General features: G+C 70.8%; 22 protein-coding genes. 7 read left to right on the top strand and 15 right to left on the bottom strand.

Annotated elements, in window-relative coordinates; genetic code table 11:
- Positions 1 to 152: 152 nt before the first annotated feature.
- The gene (locus tag AB0K21_RS02615; protein ID WP_364147244.1) at positions 153 to 686 is read left to right on the top strand and encodes a GtrA family protein; all 534 of its coding nucleotides are present in this window, start codon (positions 153 to 155) and stop codon (positions 684 to 686) included.
- A gap of 7 nt (positions 687 to 693) precedes the next feature.
- On the opposite strand, the gene AB0K21_RS02610 is transcribed toward AB0K21_RS02615, so the two are convergent.
- The 9 genes from AB0K21_RS02610 to AB0K21_RS02570 all read right to left on the bottom strand — a co-directional run bounded on the left by AB0K21_RS02610 (position 694) and on the right by AB0K21_RS02570 (position 7,953).
- Positions 694 to 1,971 carry an ATP-binding protein gene (locus AB0K21_RS02610; protein WP_364147241.1) on the bottom strand — a complete coding sequence of 426 codons (1,278 nt, stop codon included), beginning with the start codon at positions 1,969 to 1,971 and terminating at the stop codon, positions 694 to 696.
- 3 nt (positions 1,972 to 1,974) lie between these two features.
- A complete protein-coding gene (locus AB0K21_RS02605) occupies positions 1,975 to 2,643 on the bottom strand; it encodes a response regulator transcription factor (protein ID WP_012888073.1) in 669 nt (222 codons plus the stop codon).
- 251 nt (positions 2,644 to 2,894) lie between these two features.
- Complete coding sequence (bfr, locus tag AB0K21_RS02600) at positions 2,895 to 3,377, bottom strand: bacterioferritin (protein ID WP_030907574.1); 483 nt, start codon at positions 3,375 to 3,377, stop codon at positions 2,895 to 2,897.
- A 15-nt stretch (positions 3,378 to 3,392) separates the two neighbouring features.
- Positions 3,393 to 3,572 carry a bacterioferritin-associated ferredoxin gene (locus tag AB0K21_RS02595; protein ID WP_084195179.1) on the bottom strand — a complete coding sequence of 60 codons (180 nt, stop codon included), beginning with the start codon at positions 3,570 to 3,572 and terminating at the stop codon, positions 3,393 to 3,395.
- A gap of 177 nt (positions 3,573 to 3,749) precedes the next feature.
- Positions 3,750 to 4,367: an MBL fold metallo-hydrolase gene (locus tag AB0K21_RS02590; protein WP_343981276.1), complete on the bottom strand. Its 618-nt coding sequence runs from the start codon at positions 4,365 to 4,367 to the stop codon at positions 3,750 to 3,752.
- Complete coding sequence (locus tag AB0K21_RS02585; RefSeq protein ID WP_343981279.1) at positions 4,364 to 5,449, bottom strand: S-(hydroxymethyl)mycothiol dehydrogenase; 1,086 nt, start codon at positions 5,447 to 5,449, stop codon at positions 4,364 to 4,366. The genes AB0K21_RS02590 and AB0K21_RS02585 overlap by 4 nt, the downstream gene beginning before the upstream one ends.
- Before the next feature lie 80 nt (positions 5,450 to 5,529).
- The gene (locus tag AB0K21_RS02580; protein ID WP_364147236.1) at positions 5,530 to 6,570 is read right to left on the bottom strand and encodes an adenylate/guanylate cyclase domain-containing protein; all 1,041 of its coding nucleotides are present in this window, start codon (positions 6,568 to 6,570) and stop codon (positions 5,530 to 5,532) included.
- A 6-nt stretch (positions 6,571 to 6,576) separates the two neighbouring features.
- Positions 6,577 to 7,095, bottom strand: a complete 519-nt coding sequence (locus AB0K21_RS02575; RefSeq protein WP_343981285.1) for a PH domain-containing protein — start codon at positions 7,093 to 7,095, stop codon at positions 6,577 to 6,579.
- 33 nt (positions 7,096 to 7,128) lie between these two features.
- Positions 7,129 to 7,953, bottom strand: coding sequence for a biotin--[acetyl-CoA-carboxylase] ligase (locus AB0K21_RS02570; RefSeq protein WP_343981288.1), 825 nt, complete (start codon positions 7,951 to 7,953; stop codon positions 7,129 to 7,131).
- A 152-nt stretch (positions 7,954 to 8,105) separates the two neighbouring features.
- Between AB0K21_RS02570 and fdhD the strand changes: the two genes are divergently transcribed.
- Positions 8,106 to 8,993: a formate dehydrogenase accessory sulfurtransferase FdhD gene (gene fdhD, locus AB0K21_RS02565; protein WP_343981291.1), complete on the top strand. Its 888-nt coding sequence runs from the start codon at positions 8,106 to 8,108 to the stop codon at positions 8,991 to 8,993.
- Between the two features lie 49 nt (positions 8,994 to 9,042).
- Here the strand turns inward: fdhD and AB0K21_RS02560 are convergent, their stop codons facing one another.
- The 3 genes from AB0K21_RS02560 to AB0K21_RS02550 form a co-directional block, all read right to left on the bottom strand.
- Positions 9,043 to 11,679 carry a phosphoenolpyruvate carboxylase gene (locus AB0K21_RS02560; RefSeq protein ID WP_343981294.1) on the bottom strand — a complete coding sequence of 879 codons (2,637 nt, stop codon included), beginning with the start codon at positions 11,677 to 11,679 and terminating at the stop codon, positions 9,043 to 9,045.
- A gap of 65 nt (positions 11,680 to 11,744) precedes the next feature.
- Entirely contained in the window at positions 11,745 to 13,394 is a 1,650-nt protein-coding gene (locus AB0K21_RS02555) for a hypothetical protein (protein WP_343981297.1), read from the bottom strand.
- Complete coding sequence (locus AB0K21_RS02550; protein WP_364147229.1) at positions 13,370 to 14,152, bottom strand: ABC transporter ATP-binding protein; 783 nt, start codon at positions 14,150 to 14,152, stop codon at positions 13,370 to 13,372. Before AB0K21_RS02550 ends, AB0K21_RS02555 begins: the two co-directional genes overlap by 25 nt.
- Positions 14,153 to 14,259: 107 nt before the next feature.
- Here AB0K21_RS02550 and AB0K21_RS02545 point away from each other — a divergent pair, with 107 nt between their 5' ends.
- The 5 genes from AB0K21_RS02545 to AB0K21_RS02525 all read left to right on the top strand — a co-directional run bounded on the left by AB0K21_RS02545 (position 14,260) and on the right by AB0K21_RS02525 (position 19,152).
- Positions 14,260 to 15,864 (top strand): acyl-CoA carboxylase subunit beta, encoded by a 1,605-nt coding sequence (locus AB0K21_RS02545; protein ID WP_364147226.1) that lies wholly within the window; start codon positions 14,260 to 14,262, stop codon positions 15,862 to 15,864.
- Positions 15,861 to 16,067, top strand: a complete 207-nt coding sequence (locus tag AB0K21_RS02540) for an acyl-CoA carboxylase subunit epsilon (protein WP_364147223.1) — start codon at positions 15,861 to 15,863, stop codon at positions 16,065 to 16,067. The genes AB0K21_RS02545 and AB0K21_RS02540 overlap by 4 nt, the downstream gene beginning before the upstream one ends.
- A 101-nt stretch (positions 16,068 to 16,168) precedes the next feature.
- Positions 16,169 to 17,116, top strand: a complete 948-nt coding sequence (locus tag AB0K21_RS02535) for an NYN domain-containing protein (protein WP_343981305.1) — start codon at positions 16,169 to 16,171, stop codon at positions 17,114 to 17,116.
- Positions 17,117 to 17,227: 111 nt separating this feature from the next.
- Positions 17,228 to 18,649, top strand: coding sequence for an AlkA N-terminal domain-containing protein (locus AB0K21_RS02530; RefSeq protein ID WP_343981308.1), 1,422 nt, complete (start codon positions 17,228 to 17,230; stop codon positions 18,647 to 18,649).
- Positions 18,646 to 19,152, top strand: a complete 507-nt coding sequence (locus AB0K21_RS02525) for a methylated-DNA--[protein]-cysteine S-methyltransferase (protein WP_343981311.1) — start codon at positions 18,646 to 18,648, stop codon at positions 19,150 to 19,152. Before AB0K21_RS02530 ends, AB0K21_RS02525 begins: the two co-directional genes overlap by 4 nt.
- A gap of 88 nt (positions 19,153 to 19,240) precedes the next feature.
- On the opposite strand, the gene AB0K21_RS02520 is transcribed toward AB0K21_RS02525, so the two are convergent.
- The 3 genes from AB0K21_RS02520 to AB0K21_RS02510 all read right to left on the bottom strand — a co-directional run bounded on the left by AB0K21_RS02520 (position 19,241) and on the right by AB0K21_RS02510 (position 23,992).
- Positions 19,241 to 20,176 (bottom strand): hypothetical protein, encoded by a 936-nt coding sequence (locus tag AB0K21_RS02520; RefSeq protein ID WP_343981314.1) that lies wholly within the window; start codon positions 20,174 to 20,176, stop codon positions 19,241 to 19,243.
- A 46-nt stretch (positions 20,177 to 20,222) separates the two neighbouring features.
- Positions 20,223 to 20,894 carry a hypothetical protein gene (locus tag AB0K21_RS02515; RefSeq protein WP_343981318.1) on the bottom strand — a complete coding sequence of 224 codons (672 nt, stop codon included), beginning with the start codon at positions 20,892 to 20,894 and terminating at the stop codon, positions 20,223 to 20,225.
- A gap of 149 nt (positions 20,895 to 21,043) precedes the next feature.
- Positions 21,044 to 23,992, bottom strand: a complete 2,949-nt coding sequence (locus tag AB0K21_RS02510) for a hypothetical protein (RefSeq protein ID WP_364147218.1) — start codon at positions 23,990 to 23,992, stop codon at positions 21,044 to 21,046.
- Between the last annotated feature and the right edge of the window lie 36 nt (positions 23,993 to 24,028).

Raw genomic sequence — 24,028 nt, 5'->3', positions numbered from 1 at the left:
TTTATTGAAATAGCGCTTGATGACGACTATGTGCTCCGGTGGAGCGATGCCGCGCGGAGCGTGGCCGAGCACCGGTAACCTGGCTCGACAGTGTTCGAGGTCCTCCAACGTGGCGGATCAGTGGCCGACCCCGAAAGGACCGTGCAGGAAACGTGGAGTTTCTCCGACAGGCCTACCGGCGGCTCGCCGAACTGGCGCGAGAACTGGCCAAGTTCGGCACGATCGGTGCGGTCGCCTTCGTGATCGACACGGGCGGCACCAACCTGCTCCGGTTCGGCATCGGCTGGGGGCCGCTCACCTCCAAGGTCATCGCCACGATCGTCGCGGCCACCTTCGCCTATCTCGGCAACCGCTACTGGACCTTCAGGCACCGGGAGCAGAGTGGCCTGGCCCGCGAGTACACCCTGTTCTTCATACTCAACGCCATCGGCCTGCTGATCTCGCTGCTGGTGATCGGCTTCGTGACCTACACCCTGGGCCTGCAGGATCCGCTGAGCTACAACATCGCCATGCTCACCGGCACCGCCCTCGGGACCCTCTTCAGGTTCTGGTCGTACAAGAAGTGGGTCTTCCTGCCCGGTGTCGACGCCAGTCCGCCGGCGGTGTCGAAGAGCCAGGTCAACGGCCACGTGTACCTGCTGAACAAGAGCTCGGAGGAGAACTCGCCGCCGACCCTGCCCCGCTAGGGCCCGCTCAGGCGGGTCCCCGGACGACCCGGTTCCTGCCCGTGTCGCCCACCTCGCGCAGGAAGAAGGCGAACGCCGCGGGACGCGGCCGCACCAGCTCCAGGCGCCCCCCGTCGGCGGCGGCCAGCGCCCTCGCCAGGGGCAGGCCGAGACCTGTACCGCCGGCCCCGCTCACGTTCCGCTCGAAGATCCTCGGGGCGAGGTCTTCGGGTATGCCCCTGCCCTGGTCCGCCACCTCGATCACGATGGATTTGTCCTTGGCACTGGTGGTCACGGTCACCGTGCCACCGCCGTGCTCCAGCGAGTTCTCCAGCAGGGTGGAGATCACCTGACTGATGCCGCCGCCGGTGCCCAGTGCCTGGAGCCCACGTGTGCCCGCCAGCCTCAGCTGCCGCCCGGCCCTGCGGAACGCCGGGCCCCACTCGATGAACTGCTGGTCGAGCAGCGCATCGAGTTTGACGCTCTCGGCCTGCGCCTGACGCTGTCGCCTGGCGGTGGCCAGCAACTCGTCGATGACCGCGGTGAGCCGTTCGGCCTGCACGATGGCGGCCTCGCCCTCCTCCTTGACGATTCCCGGTTCGTCCGCGGCGGCGACGATCTCCTCAAGCCTCATGGTCAGGCCGGTGAGCGGGGTGCGGAGCTGGTGGGAGGCGTCGGTCGCGAACTCCCGCTCCCTGGCCAGGAGATCGGAGATGCGGGTCGCGCTACGGTCGAGCACCTCGGCCACCCGATCGAGTTCCTGGATGCCGTAGCGGTGCTTGCTCGGCCTCGCGTCACCGGAGCCGAGCCGCTCAGCGATCATCGCAAGGTCGCTGAGCGGTAACGTCAGGCGGCGCGACTGCACGATGGCAAGCCCGACCGCGACCGCGAGGGCAGCCGCAGCGAGCCCCAGGATGAGGAAGAGCCATGCGCGGACCTCACGCTCCACCCCCGTCTTGTCCCGGCTGACCGCGACGTACACGCCGTTCTCCGACTGTGCGTCCGCGGTCATCTTCTGACTCTCGGGAGGCTCGGTGCCCACCGTTATCACCTGGGGAGGCGTGCCTTTTGCATAGATCTGAATGTAAAGCTGGGAATACTTACGCTCCAGCTGCTGCTCGTCGATGGGCTGATCCTGGATCCGGGCGTACTCGACCTCCCCCAGCAGGCTCTTGGCATGGGAGGCGAGCTGCTGGGTCGCCTCCTCCTCGATGAGCCTGTTGACCGCCACGGCGAGGGGTATGCCAAGCAGCAACACCCCGATGACCGCAACGAGGAGGGTTGAGGAGAGCAGGCGTCGGCGCATTTCCTACTCGCGCTCGAACCTGAAGCCGACCCCTCGAACGGTTGTGATGTACCGGGGCTTGGCGGCGTCGTCACCGAGTTTCCGGCGTAGCCACGAGATGTGCATGTCCAGGGTCTTGGTCGAGCCCCACCAGTTGGTGTCCCACACCTCGCGCATGATCTGCTCGCGGGTGACCACCTTTCCGGCGTCGCGGACCAGGACCCTCAGCAGGTCGAACTCCTTGGTGGTCAGATGCAGCTCCTTGTCGCCCATCCACGCCCGACGGGAGTCGGCGTCGATGCGCACGCCCTGGACCACGGGCGTCTCGGACGTGCCGCGCCGCAGCAGGGCACGGACGCGCGCCAGCAGCTCGGCGAGGCGGAACGGCTTGGTGACGTAGTCGTCGGCCCCGGCGTCGAGGCCCACCACGGTGTCGACCTCGTCGACGCGGGCGGTGAGGATCAACACCGGAGTTCCATGGCCTTCGGCGCGGATGCGCCTGGCCACCTCCAGGCCGTCCATCTCGGGCAGCCCGAGGTCGAGAACGATCAGGTCGATGCCACCCGACAGAGCCCGCTCCAGAGCCTGCGGGCCGTCAGGGCTCACCTCTACTTGATAACCCTCGCGGCGCAGAGCTCGCGCCAGTGGCTCGGAAATCGAGGTGTCATCCTCGGCGAGTAGTACACAGGTCATGTTGCGATCGTAGGACCTTAGAGGATCGTTTCCCGGGTACAGCGCGCGGTTTGACTCGTCGTTGACCTATCCATTGACCTGGGCAAACACTGATAAATCCCGGATAGTCATCCCGCAACGGCCGAGGCTTTCGGAGTAGGTCTCCCACCTTGGAAGTCCCTCGAAAGCACAGGCGTACCAAAGGATTGACCGGCAAAGCAGAACACGCCCTACCAGAGGGGATCCGGCGGGCGTGTTCTAGTCAATTCACCTCAAGACGGCGACGGCGGCTCGGCGTAGCGGGCGAGGTAGAGCTGCTCCCCGAGACTGTCCATCAGCCCCAGTTCGGTCTCCAGATAGTCGATGTGGTGCTCCTCGTCCTCAAGGATCTCCTCGAAGATGCGGGCCGAGGTGATGTCGCCCTTCTCACGCATCAGGGCGATGGCGGGCCTCAGACGGCCGACCACCTCAAGCTCGACGTCCAGGTCGGCGCGGAGCTGCTCCGCGACGGTCTGGCCGATATGCAGGATGCCCAGCTTCTGGTAGTTGGGCAGTCCTTCAAGGAAGAGGATGCGGTCGGTGAGCTTCTCCGCATGCCGCATCTCGTCCATGGACTCTTCGCGAGTGTATTTCGCGAGCTTGGTGTATCCCCAGTTCTCCTGCATCTTGGCATGCAGGAAGTACTGGTTGATCGCGGTCAGCTCCGCGGTCAACTGCTCGTTGAGCAGCTCGATGATTTTCTTGTCGCCCTGCATGGCGGGCTCCTCGTGCTATGCGGTCGGAATCAGATCCTCAGACCGCTTCAGGATCGCACAGATCTTGCGCACGCAAGAAGCGCAGTCGCCACCGGCACCCGTAGCGTCGCGAATCTGGCGAGCGCTCTTCGCCCCTGCCGAGATGCAGTCGTGCACCTCATTCTCGGTGACCGCGCGGCAGACGCATACATACACGGGGGTGCGACCTCTCAGGAGAGTACCATAGGTTAGGCACACCTAAAGTAACTCATTTGGTTAGGCTTGCCTACGTGAGATACGACACACAGCCATGATCTCCCCCATCACGCACGACACCGGACATGCGAACGCGCCCCGGCGCGGGCCGGGGCGCGTTCGCGGCGGACTCGCCGGTCAGTGTCCCCTGGCCAGCCACTCCTCCAGATGCCCGGCCTCCTCGCCGATCGAGGTGGAGTCGCCATGGCCGGTGTACACGGCCGTCTCCGGCGGCAGGGTCAGCAGCTTCCCCTTGATCGACTCGATGATCGTGTCGAAGGAGGAGAAGGACCTCCCGGTCGCGCCGGGACCGCCGCGGAACAGGGTGTCGCCGCTGAAGAGCGCGCCGATCTCCGCCCCGTACAGGCAGACCGCGCCCGGAGCGTGACCCGGTGTGTGCAGCACGGTCAGGTCCACGCCTCCGGCCGAGATCACCTGACCGTCCTTCAGCGGGGTGTACGGCAGGTCGGCGTAGACCATCTCCCACAGCACCTGGTCGGCCGGGTGGAGCAGGATCGGCGCGCCCACCCGCGTGGCGAGGTCGGCCGCCGCGTCGATGTGGTCGTTGTGCGCGTGGGTGCAGACGATGGCCCTCACCTCGCGGTCACCGACCCGCTCGGCGATCGCGGCGGCGTCGTGCGCGGCGTCGATGACGACCACCTCATCGGCCGAACCGACGATCCAGACGTTGTTGTCGACCTCCCACGTCCCGCCGTCCAGCGAGAAGGTGCCGGAGGTGACCACCTTGTCGATCACAGGACCACCACCGAACGCAGGACCTCGCCGCGGTGCATCTTCGCGAAGGCGTCCTCGACGTCGCCGAGGCCGATCGTCTCGGAGACGAAGCGGTCGAGGTCGAGCCGCCCCTGCAGGTAGAGGTCGATGAGCATGGGGAAGTCACGGCTGGGCAGGCAGTCGCCGTACCAGGAGGACTTCAGCGCGCCACCGCGGCCGAAGACGTCGAGCAGCGGCAGCTCCAGCTTCATCTCCGGGGTCGGCACCCCGACCAGGACCACGGTCCCGGCCAGGTCACGGGCGTAGAACGCCTGCTTGTAGGTCTCCGGACGGCCGACCGCCTCGATGACCACGTCGGCACCGTTGCCGCCGGTGAGCTCCCTGACCGCCTCGACCATGTCCGAGGCGCCGGAGTTGACCGTGTGGGTGGCGCCGAACTCCTTGGCCCACTCCAGCTTGCGGTCGTCCACGTCCACCGCGATGATCTTCGAGGCGCCCGCCAGCCTGGCGCCGAGGATGGCCGCGTCGCCGACGCCGCCGCACCCGATGACCGCCACGCTGTCGCCGCGGGTCACCCCGCCGGTGTTGATCGCCGCGCCCAGGCCCGCCATCACGCCGCAGCCGAGCAGCCCGGCCACCTGCGCCGGCGCGGACGCGTCGACCTTGGTGCACTGCCCGGCCGCGACCAGGGTCTTCTCGATGAAGGCGCCGATGCCCAGGGCGGGGCTGAGCGGCGTGCCGTCCTCCAGGGTCATCTTCTGGGTGGCGTTGTGCGTGTTGAAGCAGTACCAGGGACGGCCGCGCAGGCACGCCCGGCAGTTGCCGCAGACGGCCCGCCAGTTCAGGATCACGAAGTCACCGGGTGCCACCTCCGTGACCCCCTCGCCGACGGCCTCGACCACTCCGGCGGCCTCGTGGCCGAGCAGGAACGGGAATTCGTCGTTGATGCCGCCCTCGCGGTAGTGCAGGTCCGTGTGACAGACACCACAGGCCTGTACCGTCACCACGGCCTCGCCCGGCCCCGGATCAGGCACGATAACGGTCTCCAGCGAGACGGGCTCGCCCTTGCCACGCGCGACCACGCCTTGGACGGTGTACGGCATGTCCTGCACCTCATCTGTCGTGAAACTCATCGAGCCGTACGGGCTCGCTTACTGGTCGAACGGCCTTGGAAAGGCCCGCCTCAATCATTACCAGCCCGGCGCAACACGTACGGCTGCACCACCCCCAGACCTCGGGCGGGCCGCCGCCGGATACGGCCGACCTCGACGCCCGGCGCGCCCTCCAGCGCCTCGGCCAGCTCGCTGTCGACGACGACGGTGCCGGGGCGGGCGATGGCCGTGAGCCTGGCGGCCAGGTTGACCGTGGTCCCGAAGACGTCGCCCATGATCGGCAGCACCGGACCGTACGCCAGCCCGATCCGCACGTCGAGCCCGTACCGCTGGATGACGCCGACCAGATCCAGGGCGATCATGGCCACGGTCCGCGGGTCGACCGCCGTGAAGAGCACCTCGTCGCCGAGTGTCTTGACCAGCCGCCCCCCGTGCTCGGCGACCACGTCGGAGGCCCGTGCCTCGAAGCCCTCGACCAGCTCGGCCAGGCCCCGCTCGTCCAGCTCGCGGGCGACCCGGGTGAAGGCCACCAGGTCGGCGAAGCCCACCGCGAGGGTCAGCCGGGTCGGCACGATCTCGTCGGTGATGTCGGTGATCGTCAGCAGGCGGGTCCCCGCGGCGGCGAGCTGGGCCCGCCAGACGTGGATCAGGACCTGCTCGAAGTCGGGGAGCAGCCGGCGCGAGGTCTCCATGATCCCCGCCAGGTCCTCGTCGGTGGGACGCCGGCCGGGGTCGAGCATGGCGCCGATCATGATCTCGGCCTGCCACTGCGCGAGCCTGGCCGTGGTCTGACCGAGTGCCCTGGCCATCCGGATGACGGCCCGGTCGTCCAGCAGGCCGCTCTCCATCATCATCCGGACCCGCTTGAGCACCGTCACGTCCGCGTCGGTGAAGGCCACCTCGTCGTCGGGGAGCGTGGCGAACCCCAGCGCGCGCCAGATCCGCTCGGTGAGCTCCTGTGGAAGCTCGGCGAGGCTGGCCACCTGGATCCGGGTGTAGCTGGGAGAGGTGCCGACGAACAGGTGCTCGATCTGCTCGGCCGTGGGACGGCCGGTGAAGACCTCCCCCTCTTCACCCGCGCCTTCACCCCGGCCCAGAAGGTTACGCCCCACCGCCGGTCACCGCCCGCCGTGTTCCGATGGCTCCCCGTCGATCGCGTCGTCGAGCGCGCGGAACACCTCGGCCCGCACGTCCTGGATCCGCGGGATGTCCCGCAGCGTGATCCGGCCGTGGTCGCCCGCCGACTCGACGACGAGCGTGCCGCAGCCGAGGACCCTCTCCATCAGGGTCTGGTCGGCGCTGACCGTGTTGACCTTGGCCATCGGGATGTCGTCTATGGATTTGTTCAGCACCCCAGTACTGATGGTGAACCGGTGCGAGGTGAGCACGTACGAGGTGTTCTTCCACCTCAGGTACGGCACGAACGACCACACGGTCAGCAGGCCGACGGCGACCACGGCCACCGCGATGCGCGCGTAGGAGTCGTATTCGAAGGCGGGCATGAAGAAAATGGCGGCACCGGACCCCGCGATGATCAGAATCAACGCGAGGAACGGGCCGATGAGGCGCTTCCAGTGCGGGTGGAACGACCGGATGCGCCGCTCCCCCTCCGTCATGTGGTGATCGGGTAGACCCATGGGGCAAATCGTGACACGCCTTCGTGCTCCACGTCATGAGCCGTGCGGACGAACATGCACGACGTCTCCCACGCTGAGCGCGTGCTCCTGCCCCTTGGAGCTGACAAGCAGGTGGCCGGCGCCGTCGACGCCGGTGGCCGTGCCGGTGAGCACCCGCTCGCCCGGCAGCTCCACCCGGACCTCCTGGCCGACCGTGGCGCTGATCGCGAGATAGGCGGCCCGCAGGCCGCACGCCTCGGCGTCGCCGTCCGCCTCCGACCACTCCCGGTAGTGGAGCTCGATCTCCCGCAGCGCCGCCCGCAGGATCGGGTCGCGGTCGACGCAGGCGGCCTTCTCGATGGCCAGGGAGGTGGCGGTCTCCACCGGCAGTTCCTCGGCGCGCACGCTCACGTTGAGCCCGACGCCCACGATCACCGCGTTGTCGACCCGCTCGGCGAGCACTCCGGCGACCTTGCGCCCGCCGATCAGCAGGTCGTTGGGCCACTTGAGCCGGACGTCGACCTCGGCGACCTTCCGCACGGCCGACGCGACCGCGAGGGCGACGAGCAGGGACAGCCAGCTCTGCCTGGTCGGGGGCGGGTCCGGGCGCAGGAGCACCGAGAAGGTCAGGCCGGAGCGCGGCGGGACGCTCCAGGCCCTGCCGAGCCTGCCGCGCCCGGCGAACTGAGCCTCCGCGACGACGACGGCTCCCTGCCGCGCGCCGTCGCGGACGGCCTGCGCGAGGTCGGCGTTGGTCGATCCGGTCCTGGCGACGACGGCGATGTCGGACCAGAGGCCGCCGGGGCGGACCAGCGCGCGGGTGAGCGCCGCCTGGGAGAGCGGCGGACGGTCGAGATCAGTGAAGGGCGAGTCGAGCACTTAGCCATCTTGCCTCCCCTAACGACCCCCTGTTACCGAATTAGGGCAATGACCAGGGAATACTATTAACGAAGTCTGGGCGCGCAGGCGAAGCCCGGCTTTCCGAACGGGGATGAAAGCATTCGGACGGCAGCGAAAGAGAAAAAGACCGCATGAGCAGAGACCTTGACCCGCGGGACGGTATCGAGGTGGAGGCCGTGCGGAGGCCGGGACCCACCACGCGGGCACGGGTCGGGCAGATGCGCTCGGGGACGCTCCACGAGCGCCGGGACGACCTGGCCACCGAGGAACCGCTGGAGATCCGGATCCAGGCGGGTGAGCGGCGCCGCACTGTCGCGATCACCATGCGCACCCCGGGGCACGACTTCGAACTGGCCGCCGGGTTCCTGTACGGCGAGGGCGTCGCGGCACCCGCCGACGTGGCGTCCATCGCCTACTGCACGGACGACGACGTGCCGCCCGAGGCCCGCTACAACACGGTGACCGTGCGGCTGCACGGCGACGCCCTGCCTGATCTGCCCTCGCTCGACCGGCATTTCATGACGTCGAGCGCGTGCGGCGTCTGCGGCACCGCCAGCCTCGACGCGCTGCGGGACCGCTGCTCACCGCTGCCCGCCGCCGATGACCCGTTGCGCGTCTCTCCCGAGGTCCTGTACGGCCTTCCCGGCCTGCTGAGGCGGGCCCAGGGGGTCTTCGGCAAGACCGGGGGGCTGCACGCGGCCGGGCTGTTCACCGCGGAAGGCGAGCCGCTCGCGGTCCGCGAGGACGTGGGACGGCACAACGCGGTGGACAAGCTGGTCGGCTGGGCCATGATGGCCGGGAGGCTGCCGCTGGGCGGGCACCTGCTCATGGTCAGCGGGCGGACCAGCTACGAGATCATGCAGAAGGCCCTCACCGCGGGCCTGCCCGTCGTCTGCGCGGTCTCCGCGCCCTCCTCCCTGGCCGTCGACCTGGCCAGGGAGTTCGGGATGACGCTGGTCGGCTTCCTGCGCGAGGAGCGCTTCAACCTCTACGCGGGAGCGCACCGCGTCGGCCCGTGAGCCCCGCCCGCCGGCCCCGTGCGGGGGCCGGCGGGCGGTGGCGAGCGGATCAGCCCGTGTTCTGCAGGCCGGCGGCGACGCCGTTGACCGAGAGCAGCAGCAGCGTGGACAGGCGCTCGCGCTCCTCCTCCGACAGCCCCTCGTCCGCGCGGAGCGTGGACAGGGCGCGGAGCTGCAGGTGGGAGAGTGCGTCGACGTACGGGTCGCGGAGCTGTACCGCGCGGGACAGCACCTTGCGGTCCTCCAGCAGCCGGGTGTGGCCGGTGATCTCCAGGACCAGGCGGCGGGTCAGGTCGTACTCGGTCAGGACCTGCGCGACGAAGTCGTCCCTGGCGCCGAGCGCGAGGTAGCGGGCGGCGATGTCCCGGTCGGTCTTGGCCAGCGACATCTCCACGTTGTCCAGCAGCGAGGCGAACAGCGGCCACTCCCGGTAGGCGGCGCGCAGCTCGCCCAGGCCCGCCTCGGAGATGACCGCCTCCAGGCCGCTGCCCAGGCCGTACCAGCCGGGCAGGTTGACCCTGGTCTGGGCCCAGGCGAAGACCCACGGGATGGCCCGCAGGTCGTCCAGGGACCGGGGCGCGCCGAGGCCGCGCCGGGCCGGGCGGGAGCCCAGGCGGAGCGAGCCGATCTCCTCCAGCGGGCTGACCAGGGAGAACCACTCCGGGAAGCCGGGCGCCTCGGTCAGCAGCCGGTACGCCTTCTCCGAGGCGGAGGCGACCTGCTCGGCCACCGCCCGGAAGCGTCCCGCGGCCTCGGCCGTGCGCGCCTCGATGGACGGGGTGGAGGCGAGCAGCACCGCGGAGGTGACCTGCTCCATGTGACGGCGGGCGATGGCGTCGTGGCCGTAGCGGGCGAAGATGACCTCGCCCTGCTCGGTGACCTTGAACCTGCCGCCCACCGACCCCGGGGCCTGTGCGAGCACCGCCCGGTTGGCGGGGCCGCCGCCCCGGCCCAGGGCGCCGCCCCGGCCGTGGAAGAGCGTCAGCGGCACGTCGTGCTCGGCCGACCAGGCGGCCAGCGCCTCCTGGGCCTCGTACAGCTTCAGCGTCGCCGCGGCCGGGCCGAGTTCCTTGGCGGAGTCGGAGTAGCCGAGCATGACCTCCAGGCGCCGGTCGTCGGCCAGCCTGGCCTGGACCTCGGGGATCTCCAGCATCCCCGACAGCACGGTGGGGGCGGCCGCCAGGTCGGCGCCGGACTCGAAGAGCGGGACCACGTCGAGCCGGGGGGCCCGCTCGCCCAGCGCGTGCGCGGCCAGCGCGTGTACGGCGGCGATGTCGTCGGCCGAGCGGGTGAAGGAGACGACGTAGCGGGAGCAGGCGGCCACCCCGAACCGCTCCTGGATCCAGGCGATCGTGCGGATCGTGGCCAGGACCTCCTCGGTCCGCTCGGAGGTACGCCCGGCGGCGATCTCCTCCAGCGCGGCGGCGTGGACCTGCGAGTGCTGGCGGACCTCCAGCTCGGCCAGGTGGAAGCCGAACGTCTCCACCTGCCAGACGAGGTGCTGCAGTTCCCCGTACGCCTGCCTCCTCGCCCCGGCCGCGACCAGCGACTCCTGGGCGATTCGCAGATCGCCCAGGAGTTCCTCGGGCGAGCGGTAGGCCAGGTCGAGCCCGCGCTGCCTGGTGGCCGCGATGCGGGCGGCGACGAACATCAGCCACTGCCGGTGCGGCTCCTGCGGGGAACGGGTGGCCATCTCCGAGACCAGTTCGGGGTGGTCGTTCACCGCGGCGGACAGCGCGGCCCGCAGCTCGGGCGAGGCGGGGGCGTAGCCGGCGGCGAGGGTCAGCGAGCGGCCGATCCGGCCGGTGGCGGTCTCCAGGGCGATCAGCACGTGCTCGGCCTGGATGAGCACGGCGTCCCTGGTCACCTTGGCCGTGACGTTCGGGTTGCCGTCGCGGTCGCCGCCGATCCAGCTGCCGTACCTGATGAAGGCGCGGGCCCGGGGCCTCTCGGTGCCGCCGCCCCCGCCGAGCGCGGCGTCCAGGGCGCGGTAGACCTGCGGGACCACCCGGAAGAGGGTCTCGTCGAAGGCCGCCATGGCGGTGCGGACCTCGTCTCGCGGGTCGAGCTTGGTGGACCTGAGCTGGGCGGTCCGCCAGAGCAGGTCGATCTCCTCCAGCAGCCGCCGGCGGGTCTCCGCCCGCTCGGCGGCCCCCCGCTCCGGGCTGTTGTACAGGGCGAGCTGGCCGCTGATGCGCTGGATCGCGGTGACCACGGCACGCCTGCGGGCCTCGGTGGGGTGCGCGGTCAGCACCGGGTGCAGGCGCAACCCCTCGACCAGGCCGGCGACCTTCTCGCCGCCGAGTTCCTGGACCGCCTGGGCCAGGGACTCGGGCAGCGGCTCCTCGCCGGTGTCGCGGACCCTGAGCGTGCGGATTCTGAAGTGCTCCTCGGCCAGATTCGCCAGGTGGAAGTAGCACGTGAACGCGCGGGCGATCTGTACCGCGCGATCGACGGGCCACTCGGCCACCATCGCGGTGATCTCGTCGACCGACACCTGCCCGCGGCGGGCGCCGATGACCGCCTTGCGCAGCCGTTCGACGTCGGCGAGCAGGTCATCGCCACCATGCTCGGCGATGACCTGCCCCAGAAGCTCACCGAGCAGTCGCACGTCCGCGCGCAGCTCGTCGGGCATCTCGGTGACAGCGGAGGAGCGCTCTACCTGATGAGACACGGTGGCTGGCATGTTTGTCAGCGTACCCAGTCCGTTTTCTCCGGCGGAGACCGGTCTCACCCATTGGACTAGACCATTCAGGTGGCCCTGGAGGTCGCCTGCAACAGCGCTGGATACCTGGCGAAAGCGGCCTTACCCGCGATCCTCCGGCCGCCTGCGGAGAGCAGCAGCCCGTACGGCACCGCCAGCGCGGAGACCCAGGTGAGGCCGAGCAGCACCGGCAGGACGATCGGCAGCGAGAGCAGGCCGGTGCCGATCAGCGCGCCGAACGAGGCGACGAAGGCGATGCCGCCCTGCCCCGGAGCCGCACCCGTGAAGGCGTTCAGGCGTTCCGGCACGGTGTAGGGCATCTGCACGCTGGTCAGCGCGCCCACCCCGAGCCCGACCCCGAGGACGCCCCAGGCGGTCAGGGTGGCCGGGACCGCCCAGACGATGCCCTCGGCGGACCCGGCGAGCAGGGCCGCGACCAGGGAGAGCACCAGCAGCAACGGCACGCCGATCGTCGCCACGGCCAGGTGCCGCCCCGCGATGTCCGTGCGCCAGTCGCGGTCGGTGCCGTAGGCGACGGCGTTCATCCACAGCGAGCGGCCGTCGATGCCGAAGGCGTTGCACCACTGCATGCTGATCAGCGCCGCCCCGATGCAGGCGGGAGCGACCGCCAGGGCGACCCCGGTCGGACCGCCCTCCCCGTTCAGCGAGAAGGCCATGATGCCCGCGACCGCGACGGCGGCGAACCAGCCGACCCTGCCCCGCGGATCGCGGCGGGCGTACCTGAGCTCCTTGCCCACCACCGCGGCGAGCGGGCCGTCGGGCAGGACCCCGGCCAGCAGGCCCCGGGAGTTGCGCACCGAGGAGCTCTGGGTGGAGGCGTCAGGGGAGACCAGGGCGCGGCGCAGCGCCGCGATCCACAGCCACCCCACCCCGGCGACCAGGGCGGCGAGCACGACGATCGCCAGGAGGGCCGCCGCTCCTCCGTCGGCGACGGCGTGCGCCGCCATACCCGACGGGGTCCAGCGCAGCACCGAGGCGACACCGCGCAGCATCGCCCCCGGGTCGGCCGACAGGCCGCCGTTGAGCAGCAGGTTGGGCAGCTGCGCCCCCAGCACGACGAAGATCACCGAGACGGCCAGCACGTCGCGGCCCCTGCGGGTGCGCAGCACGCCGGAGAGCGCCGTGGTGACCAGCCGGGAGAGGACGACACAGAGCGCGAAGTGGAGCAGCACCGCCACCGTGCCCAGGAGCACCCCGCCTGCCCCGCCCGCCAGGCCGGCCACCGCCCCGATCATGACGACCAGCGTGGCGATCGGCCAGACGCCGGTGATCGAGGCGGCGAACATGCCGGTGGCGAGCAGGCCGGTCCGCAGCGGGAAGAGCGCCAGCCGCGACGGGTCGAGCGTGTCGTCCAGCCCGAACGCGAGCAGCGGCACGACCGCCCAGCCCACCAGGAAGACGGTGAACAGTACGGTGACGACGTCGCCCGCGACCTCGGCGGACGCGAGGCGCAGCGTGGTCATGGCGAAGAAGCCCAGGGCGGCGAAGACGATCGCGGCGATCACCGTGAAGACGAACCCCAGCAGGTGCTGGACGCTGCCGCGCAGGTTGCCGGCGACGAGCCGGAGCTTGAGCCGTACGAACACCGAGGGCCCCACCCGCACGGTCCCGGGCACGGCTCCTGTCGCGGCTCCTCGCCGGTCCGGCGCGCTCATGCCGGGGTCGCGCCCAGCCATGACAGGCCCTCCTGCCCGCTCGCGCCGTCACCCCGGGCGCCGACCAGCCCCAGGAACGCCTCGTTGAGGCTGCGGCCCGCCCTGACCTCGTCCAGCGGCCCCTGGGCGACGATCCGCCCGCCGTCCATCACCGAGACCCAGTCGCACAGGCGCTCGACGAGCTCCATGACGTGGCTGGAGAAGACGACGGTCGAGCCGGAGTCGGTGTAGCGCCTGAGCACCTCGACGAGCGTGTTGGCACTGACCGGGTCGACGCCCTCGAACGGCTCGTCGAGAAAGAGCACACCGGGGTTGTGCAGCAGCGCGGCGGCCAGGCCGATCTTCTTGCGCATACCCGTCGAGTAGTCCACGACGAGCTTGTCCGCCGCCTCGGTCAGGCCCATGACCTTCAGCAGCCCGTCGGCCCGCTGCTCCACCTCGGCCCTGGGGATGCCTCGGAGCTGGCCGTTGTAGGACAGCAACTCCCTGCCGGAGAGCCGCTCGAACAGGCGCAGCCCCTCGGGGAGCACGCCGATGCGGCTCTTGACCGCGACCTGGTCGCGCCAGACGTCGACACCACCGATGTGGATCGAGCCCCCGTCGGGACGCAGCAGGCCGGTGACCATGCTGAGCGTGGTGGTCTTTCCCGCCCCGTTGGGACCGACCAGTCCGGCGAAACTGCCGCTGGGCACCACGAGGTCGACGCCTCCCACGGCCACCTGCTGCCCGAATCTCTTGAACAGCCCCTGCGTTCGCACCGCCTCGATGGCGTCCGGCATGTTCCCCCCTTCCAGGGTCACGGCTCCGGCGATCAGCCGACTCACCCGGAAAACGAACGGTCGCCCCCGATAGTTCGCACTGCCAGAGGGCGGTTTACCCTGCTGGCATGAGCGAGCCTCTGAGCGCCGAGACCACAGCCGCCGAACCCGATGTCCGTACGACGGCCGGCAAACTGGCCGATCTGGAACGCCGTCTGGACGAGGCCGCCCACGCGGGTTCCGCGCGCGCCATCGAGAAACAGCACGCGAAGGGCAAGATGACCGCCAGGGAGCGGGTCCTCGCCTTCCTGGACGAGGGCAGCTTCGTGGAGTTCGACGAACTGGCCAGGCACCGGTCCACGAGCTTCGGCATGGAGCGCGAGCGTCCGTACGGCGACGGGGTGGTGACCGGATACGGCACCGTCGACGACCGCCCCGTGGCGGTGTTCTCCCAGGACTTCACGGTCTTCGGCGGTTCCCTGGGCGAGGTCTTCGGAGAGAAGATCGTCAAGGTCATGGACCACGCGCTGAAGACCGGCTGCCCGGTGATCGGCATCAACGACTCCGGCGGGGCGCGCATCCAGGAGGGTGTCGTCTCGCTGGGCCTGTACGCCGAGATCTTCAAGCGGAACGTGCACTCCTCGGGAGTGATCCCGCAGATCTCGCTGATCATGGGCCCGTGCGCGGGCGGCGCCGTCTACTCGCCGGCCCTCACCGACTTCGTGCTGATGGTGTCGGAGAAATCGCACATGTTCATCACCGGCCCCGACGTGATCAAGACGGTCACCGGCGAGGAGGTGACGTTCGAGGAGCTCGGCGGCGCGCACACGCACAACTCCCGCTCGGGTGTCGCCCACTACGAGGCCTCCGACGAGGCCGACTGCCTGGAGTTCGCCAGGGCACTGCTCTCCTACCTGCCGTCCAACAACCTGGACGAGACCCCGGTGTTCGACACCGAGGTGGTGCTGGAGACCACCGACTCCGACCGGGAGCTCGACACGCTGATCCCCGACTCGGCGAACCAGCCCTACGACATGCACAAGGTTCTCGAACACGTCCTGGACGACGGCGAATTCCTTGAAGTGCACGCGCAGTTCGCGCCGAACATCCTGGTGGGTTTCGGCCGGGTCGAAGGGCGCTCCGTGGGGATCGTCGCCAACCAGCCGATGAGTTTCGCGGGCACGCTGGACATCGCGGCCTCGGAGAAGGCCGCGAGATTCGTACGTACATGCGATGCCTTTAACATTCCGGTACTGACATTTGTCGATGTCCCCGGATTCCTTCCCGGCACCGACCAGGAATGGAACGGGATCATCCGCCGCGGCGCCAAGCTGCTCTACGCCTACGCCGAGGCGACGGTGCCGCTGGTCACGGTCATCACCCGCAAGGCGTACGGTGGAGCCTACGACGTCATGGGTTCCAAACACCTGGGCGCCGACATCAACCTGGCCTGGCCGACCGCGCAGATCGCGGTGATGGGAGCGCAGGGCGCGGTCAACGTCCTCTACCGGCGCGAGCTCGCCTCGGCCACCGATCCGGACGCCCAGCGGGCCCGGTTCATCGCCGAATACGAGGACACGCTCGCCAACCCGTATCTCGCGGCCGAACGTGGGTATGTGGACGCGGTGATCCGTCCCTCCGCCACCCGAGTCCAGATCGTCAAGGCGCTCAGGACCCTGCGCAACAAGCGCGCGACCCTGCCGCCGAAGAAGCATGGGAACATCCCGCTGTGAGACACCTGAAGATCATTAAAGGGGATGCGACCCCCGAGGAGATCGCCGCGGTGGTGATCGCTCTCTCCGTGCATACCGCAGCCGCGACTTCGAGCCCGAAAGCCCTGCAGACGCCAAAATCCTGGAGCAATCACTCACATCGCATGCGAAAACATCTTCCTACCGGACAAGGCGCATGGAGATCGAGCGCACTGCCGAGATAGATCCTCAGAACGGGGTGTCAACTTGCACGAGAGTTGGGACCATCTAAGAAATGGGCGCATATAGTCAGCCGATCAGCTAGTTCCGAGGCCTGGAGGACGACATGACCATCCTGGACCTCACGTCACACCCCATCGCCGCGAAGTACGCCGTCCTGGTCGACGTCGGGTACCTGTACGCCGCGGCGGGAGAGGTGCTTCTGAGTGCCAAGGAGCGCAAGGAGTACCGGGTCGCGGCGGACGAACTGATCCAGGCGTTGCAGAAGCACGCGGAGGAGCGGATCCACGGCGAGCTGCTGAGGATCTACTGGTACGACGCCGCCCGCGACCGGGTGCCGACCGTCGACCAGCGGGTCATCGCGCAGCTCCCCTGGGTCAAGGTCCGCCTGGGCAACCTCAACGCGAGAGGCCAGCAGAAGGGCGTGGACGCGCAGATCAGGAGCGACCTGGAGGCGCTGGCCAGGCACCACGCGGTGAGCGACACCATTCTGCTGGCCGGGGACGAGGACATGGTCCCCGCCGTCGAGGCCGCCCAGGCCTACGGGGTGCGGATCCACCTGTGGGGGGTGGAGCCACCGTACGGCACCAACCAGGCCGAGCGCCTGGTCTGGGAGTCCGACACCGTCGAGATCATCAGTGCCGACTTCCTGCGCTCCTTCTTCAGCCGGGCCCCCGCACCGGTCCCGGTACCGGCCGCCCCGATCGCCCCCTCCCCCGCCCAGGTCTTCGCCGGGCGCACCGCCGCCACCGCCAAGCCCAAGACCCCCGCGGGCCAGGTCACCAAGCTGGGCCCGAGCCGCCCGCGCGTCGAGGAGGTCGGCGAGCACGTGGCCCAGAAGTGGATCCTCACCCGTGGCCGCGACAACATCCGCGACCTGCTCCCGGGGCCGATCCTGCCCACCGTCATCGACACCGAGCTGCTCATCGAGGCGGAGAAGGAGCTGGGTCACTCCCTCCGCCCCTACCCCGAGGCACGCGTCTGGCTGCGCGACGGATTCTGGGCCCGCGTCTACCGGGAGTTCGAGATCGGGGTCGGCGTCTCCTCCAAGTGACGCGCCCGCGAGGCACGACTCAGCGGGACACGGCCCTCCCCCCGACGGCCGCCACGACCATGTCCGATTCCCGCCAGCCGTACGGGATGGGCTGCGAGTAGCGTCGTCAGCATGTCCGTGAGAGAGCTCGACTTCGACGCCTGTTACCGCGCGGTGGCCGCGAGGGACGCCCGGTTCGACGGGCGCTTCTACACGGCGGTCACCTCCACCCGTATCTACTGCCGGCCGATCTGCCCGGCACGCACCCCCGCCAGCCGCAACGTGCGGTTCTACCGTCACGCGGCCTCCGCCGAGGCGGCCGGGTTCCGGCCGTGCAAGCGGTGCCGGCCCGAGCTGAGCCCCGGCGACCCCGGCTGGGACCACCGGGGCGACCTGGTCGGCAGGGCGCTCCGGCTGATCGACGAGGGCGTGGCGGACGACGGCGGGATGGCCCGGCTGGCCGGGCGGCTGCACATCACCGGGCGGCACCTGCACCGGCTGTTCACCACGGAGATCGGCGTGGGGCCGCTGGCCGTGGCCAGGACCAAGCGCCTGCTGCTGGCCAAGCAACTGCTGACCGAGACCGGGCTGCCGATCGTCGACGTGGCGTTCGCGTCGGGTTTCGGCAGCGTCCGGCAGTTCAACGCGACCATGAAGGACACCTACGGATTCACCCCGGGCGAGCTGCGGGCGACCACGCGACGCAGCACCGACGTCTCGGGCGACGCGCTGACCCTGCGGCTGCACCGCAGGGAGCCGTACGACGCCGCGACCCTGATGCGGTTCCTGGCCGCGCGGGCGATCCCCGGTCTGGAGCATACGGACGGCACGTCCTACCGCCGCGCCGTCCCCGGCGGCGCGGTCACCCTCACCCCCGAGGTGGACCACGTCCGGCTGGACGTGAGCGTCGACGACACCAGCCACCTGGCCAGGATCGTCGCCCGCTGCCGCCGCCTCCTCGACCTCGACGCGGACCCCGCGGCCATCTCCGCCGCCCTTGGCGAGACCTCGCTGGAACCGCTCGTCACCGCCCGCCCCGGGCTGCGAGTGCCCGGCGCGTGGGACGGCTTCGAGGTGGCCGTCCGCGCCGTGATCGGCCAGCAGATCTCCGTCGCGGGCGCCCGCACCATCCTCGGGCGCGTCACCGCCCGGGCCGGGCGCCCGCATCACGGAACGGACGGCGACGAGGGGCTGACCCACCTGTTCCCGACCGCCGCCGAGCTCCACGAGGCGGATCTGGGCGGGCTGGGCCTGACCGGGCGGCGGGTGGCCACGCTGAAGGCGCTCGCCGCCAGGGTGGCGGACGGCGAGATCGACCTGGACGGGGCACAGGAACCCGCCCAGGCGGTGGCCGGGCTGCTCGAGGTTCCCGGGATCGGGCCGTGGACCTCGGGTTACATCGCGTTGCGGGCGCTGCGCGACCCGGACGCCTGGCCCGGCGGAGACCTCGGCCTGCGGCGGGCCATGGCCTGCCTGGGCATCCCGGAAGACCACATCGAGCGGTGGCGTCCATGGCGGGCGTACGCCGCACTGCACCTTTGGAGTTCCGAATGATAGAAGCACAGGTACTCACCACCCCGATCGGTCCGCTGGCCCTACTCGCCCGCGAGGGCGTCCTGGTCGCGGCGGGCTTCACCGAAGCCCCGGACGAGATGTTCGCGCGCCTCTCCCCCGGCCTCCGGTCGGAGGGCCTGACCCTGACCGCCGACCTGGGCCACCCGGCGCGTGCCGTACGCGACTACCTGGACGGCGACCTCGCGGCCCTCGACTCCGTGGCGCTGGAACAGCCGGGCACCCCCACGCGGCAGCGGCTGCTCACCGCCCTGCGCGAGGTCCCGCCTGGCGCCACGATCAGCTACGCCGAGCTCGCCGAGCGGGCGGGCCTGCCGAGGACGGCGGCCAGGGCGGCCGGGGGCGCGTGCGCGCAGAACCTGATCGCGCCGTTCGTCCCCTGCCATCGCATCCTGCCGTCCACCGGCGGGTTCGGCGGCTACTACTACGGCACGCCGGTCAAGCGGTGGCTGCTCACCCATGAGAAGGCGATCGCCGGCGAGTAGCGCGAGCGGAGGTGTCCGGCCAGGCAGCCTCACCTGCCTCCCGCCGTCGAAGGCGTCGAGGTCGGCCCGGACGGTGCGGGTGACCGCCTCAGCCGGTCTTCCTGACGGTGCTCTGTACCTCGCCCACCGGGACGTCGCGGGTGACCCCGACCTCCACCGGGTCGTAGGCGAAGGGCACCACGTCGTCCTCGATCTCGATGGGCCAGACCGAGGTGACCGTCAGCACGTAGGCGTCACGCGGCTGATCGACCGAGGCTCGCAGGTAGCGCACGCCGCAGGTGAACGCGGCGCCCTTCGCGTACGGCTTGCCGCCGGGGCCGCACTCCTCCTTGACCTCCGCCCGGTCGGCGGTGGTGCCCGCGTCGATCCGGATGTCCTCGAGGGTGGCGGTCACGGTGGCGCTCATCACCCCGGGCAGCGTCGCCGTCACGGACCTGGTGGTCTCGCCGATGCCGCTCAGCCAGACCCAGGTCGGCAGGTTGACGTAGCTCCTGGCGTCCGGGTTGAGCTCGATCTTCGGTTCGGGCACGGTCAGCGCGGCGCGGGCGATCTCGACCAGCTCGGCGATGGTGATCCCGGCGGGCGGCGTGGTGTTCGGGGGGGCGAACACGTAGGGCTCGCCCAGCGCGGCCACGCACGCCAGCCCGTTCGGGTCGGCGGAGTTGTAGGCGCGCTGCCACCAGGTGCCCTCCTGGCCGATCCGGGCCTCGAACGGCTCCAGCGCCTCCTTCCGCCTCTCCCACTCCTGCCCGGGGAGTGCGTCGGGAAGGGCGTCTCGCTGCGAGTCCAGCATGTCGGCGGCGTTGCCCCGGGGCTCGTACCAGCAGGGGCGCTTGATCCGATATCCGTCGCTCTTCCCGCTGAGCCCGGTGCCCGTGACGACGATCCGGGAGTCCTTGAGGGTGACCCCGGCCTCGCGGCCGCGTTGATGGGCCTCGCCGGTCACTCCCCCGGTGTCGGGCGGGGCGGACGACACCGAGGGGGCGAACAGCAGCGCCCCCGCGAGGATCACTTTTCCGATCATCGAACACCTCCGGTGTGGGGACCGGGTCCCGGCAGCGGGCAGAGAGTCATCTGAGGCAGCCCTTCGCGCGCTCGTCGGGGAGTTTCGCGTGGCGGAAGAGCCTGATACGCCAGCCCCCGTCGGCGGCCCGCCCCATCACGGCGGACTGCAGGAAGGGCTTCCTGGTCCAGTCGGGCTGCCTGGTGACGGGCTTGCCGGTGGAGGAGTCGAGAAGGCGCATCTTCGACTCGTCGACGCAGACGTCCAGCTGCGCCCCCCGGTCGTCGCCCGAGCCGCTGACCGCGCTGACGTTCAGGGCGTACAGCCGGGCGGTCCCCCGCACCGACCTGCGCTCGTCGAGAAACACCCCCACCCACAAGGACGCGTCGTCGACCGCGTCGTACTCGACCACGTCGAGGTAGCCGGTGTCACGGCCCCCGCTCACGACCGCCCGGAAGGCTCCGGCGAAGTAGTCGCGGAGAACCTCGATCATCGTGGTCGTGTCGGCGTCGGGCGCGGCGGGCCACTCGACCACCACCCGCACTCCCGGCGCGACCTCGACCGTCTCCTCTCGCGGCGCGGCCGGCCGTGCCGGGTCCTGCGGGGAGGACCCCGCGGGAGCTCGCGAGGAGGTCTCGGCGGGAGAGGTGTCCGAAAGATCGACGGGAGTGAACGGCTGAGCCTCCGACGGGGTACAGGCCGCCGTCAGGAGCATGACCAGCGCGATCACCACACGCACACCGATCACGCTAGGGGCGCCCGCCGCCCGGAACCACCGATATGCACGATTCGGCATGGCTCCCCCGCCGCCCTCGCCCCGTACCCGGCGGCCCACCGTGCCACGCCCCCGCGTGACCTCCGACGCGCGGACCGGACCCGCCGGGCCCGTCATGCCGTCGGAGCCGAGCGCATCCGCCACGCGGGCAGCAGCTCGTCGATGAGGGCCTCGGTCTCCGGCGCCATCCCGCCGCCGTAGGGGTGGGAGGCGGCCCGCCGGTGCAGGGCGTCGGCCACGGCACGCAGACGGACGGGGTCGTCGGTGAGATGCGTGGCCCGCAGCAGGTCGCGCCAGAGCCCCTCGTCGTCGGCGGCCAGCAGCAGCCCGGCCCGCACCGCCGCCACCGCCTGGTCGGTCTCACCACGGGCCAGCCGTACCTCGCAGAGCCGGTGCGCGGCGTCCGCGACGCCCGCGGCCACGTTGTACTCCAGGTCGTCGGCCGCCAGCCAGGCGTAGCGACCACGCGGGCGGTCGTTCAGCAGCGGACCCCGTACCAGGCCCAGTGCCCGGTCGAGGAGCTCGGGACGCCCGCCGGGGTTGGCGTGCGACCGCCGGACGAGGTCGCGGAAGAGCATCCAGTCGGTGCGCACCTCGGGGCCGAGCCGCAGGCGCCCCGAGGTGTCGGCGTAGAGGTTGGGCCGCCCCTGGCTGTCGGTGCCCAGCCACGCGACGACCCTGGCGATCGTGGCGTCCCTGACGACCGCCTGCACGCCACGTGGCCAGAGGATGCCGCCGAGCACTACGGGGTGGACGCCGCCGGGGTGCGTCGCCAGGTAGACGACGAGCTCGACCGCGATCACGGCTCGCCCCTCCTCCATCGGCGAGGGGCCGACGACCTCGGCGGGGCCGAGGATCCGCACCTCGACCGAGGGTGTCCCGGTGACCGGTTCCGGCTCGTCGGCGAGCGGCTCGCCCTCCAGCCGCTCGGTCGCCAGGAACAGATCGATCAGTGCCCGGTACTGCCGCCGTGGCAGCAGTTGCGCGGCCACGTCGAACCCGAGCGCGTCCACCCTGGCGCGGCCCTCCTCGGTGATCGTCCAGTTCCAGGTGGCGTGCGGCACGTCACCCGCGATGACGTACCCGGCGGCGGTCCTGACGCCCTTCCTGGCGAGCAGCGCCAGGCGGCGGCCTTCCTCCTCGGTGGGGGCGATCGCGGACAGCAGGTAGTGCGGGGTGCAGACCGGGTCGGCGGCGCGTCCGTGGATCCTGCCGGTGAGCACCTCACCTCGGTTACCGACGCCTTTGCCCGACGCCTCCAGCTCGGGCAGGATCTCCGCCAGGCCGCCCACGTACCTGATCCGGTCGGGGGCGATCACGGTCAGTTCCTCGCCGAAGCCGACCAGCGTGACGCGCATCCGGTCCGACCAGCGGTTGGTCGCCAGCTCCACGGCGAGCGCCGCCAGAGCCGCGGTGGCCTGGGCGCCCCCGATGCTGATCGGACCGTGGGCGGCCTCCAGGTCGACGAGCACCCTGCCCTCACCGCTGGAACCGAGCGAGACCAGCCCCGGGTACGGCGCGGGCGCGTCGGCGAGTGCCTGCTCGTCGAGCATCCGGCCCTCGTGCGCGGGAAGCCGCCAGACCTGGCCTCCGTCATGGGCACTCCAGGGCGCGGGCGCGTCGGGGTCCGGCGGGTGGATCCACAGGTCGAGGGTTCGCGGCGACAGGTGGGCCGCGTAGACCGTGGGCGGGACGCGGTTCTGGGCGGCGAGGGACCTGCCCAGCAGCCGGAGCCCGACGTCGAGCATCCGGCTGCCCGGCGCGTCCGCGCCGAGCCTGAGCGCCAGCTCGGCCTGGGCGGCGTCGTCCCTCGGCCGGGTGATCCGGCGCCCGAACGCCCGGTGCCAGAGCTGCCGCCTGCGCTTACGGCCGAGCGCCAGCAGCAGCCCGGCCGCGGCCAGCGAGGCCCCGGCCAGATAGTCGAGCATCTCCAGCCCGGTGTTCTGCCCGTTCTCCGCGGGCCCCGCCACCGCCGCTCCCGGGTCCGCCGCACCGGAATTCCGCCGCTCGGGCGCGTTGGTGCCGGGCGCGGTGGTGGCCGCCGTGGTGGCCGCCGTGTCCGGACCGCGCTCGGCGGTCGCCCTGGGGACGGGCACCTGGCGCGGGTCGTGCGAGGCGCCGCGCTCGGCGGCGTCGGGACGGCGCTCGGCCGTGTCGTGGCGCCCGCTCTCCCGCGCCTGGTCCGCCCCCTCGCCGGGAGTGGAGATCTCGGGTGCGGGCTCCGCCGGGAGGTCCGCACCGCCCGGAGTGAAGGTCTGGGTACGGCCGTCCAGCTCGGCGGGCTTGCCGGGGTGGTCCTTGAGGGTGTCGTCGCGCGGCTGGGACGCCGGGACGATGTGCACGTTGCGCGCGTCGTCCGGCATGTCCAGAACCCAGCCGGGCCTGATCAGGTCGGCCATCCGCAGGCGGCTGCCGTCCGGCTGCTCCCTGTGCTGGTTGAGCCGGTAGATCTCCGGATACCGCCGCCCGTCACCGAGGCACTTCTCCGCGATCTCCCACAGGCTCTCGTGGTGACGGCCGTGCGGCGGCTGCACCACGTAGACCTTCTTGGCCTTCTGCACCGGCGCCAACTCCACCCGCTCGGCGTCCGCCGCGGCCGACGCCGCCGACAGCCCGGTCGAGACGATGGCCGAGGAGGTCGCGGGTGGCAGGCTGGTCAGCTTCGCGATCGGCAGGGCCACCGCCGAGACGGTGAACAGCAGCATGGCCGCCGAGACCAGCCGGTTGGCGAACATCTGGGTGCCCCCGGAGAACGGCACCCGGGCCGGCATCCCCACCCGGCGCACTCCGGCGTAGATCTCGACCAGTACGCAGACCACCATCTGCAGCCAGGCGAGCCAGACCAGCAGCACGAGGATCGCCACGATCGTGCTCGTGCCCACCTGGCTGGTCAGCAGGTCGAGGTCGCGCAGCTCGGGCGGGAGCGGCGGCCCGGCCAGCCGGAACAGGGCGTAGGGGACCCCCGCGATGAGCGCGACCAGGACGGCCAGCGCGCCAAGGCCCGCCAGCAGGTCTCCCGGTGTGCGCCTGTCCTTGATACGCACGGGCTGTCGCGTGGGCATTCGTCTCCCTCCCCGTCCAGATTCGTCGTCGGTCAA

The sequence above is a fragment of the Streptosporangium sp. NPDC049248 genome (assembly GCF_040678965.1).
Lineage (GTDB): Bacteria > Actinomycetota > Actinomycetes > Streptosporangiales > Streptosporangiaceae > Streptosporangium > Streptosporangium fukuiense.
This window is presented reverse-complemented; position numbering and strand designations above follow the sequence as displayed.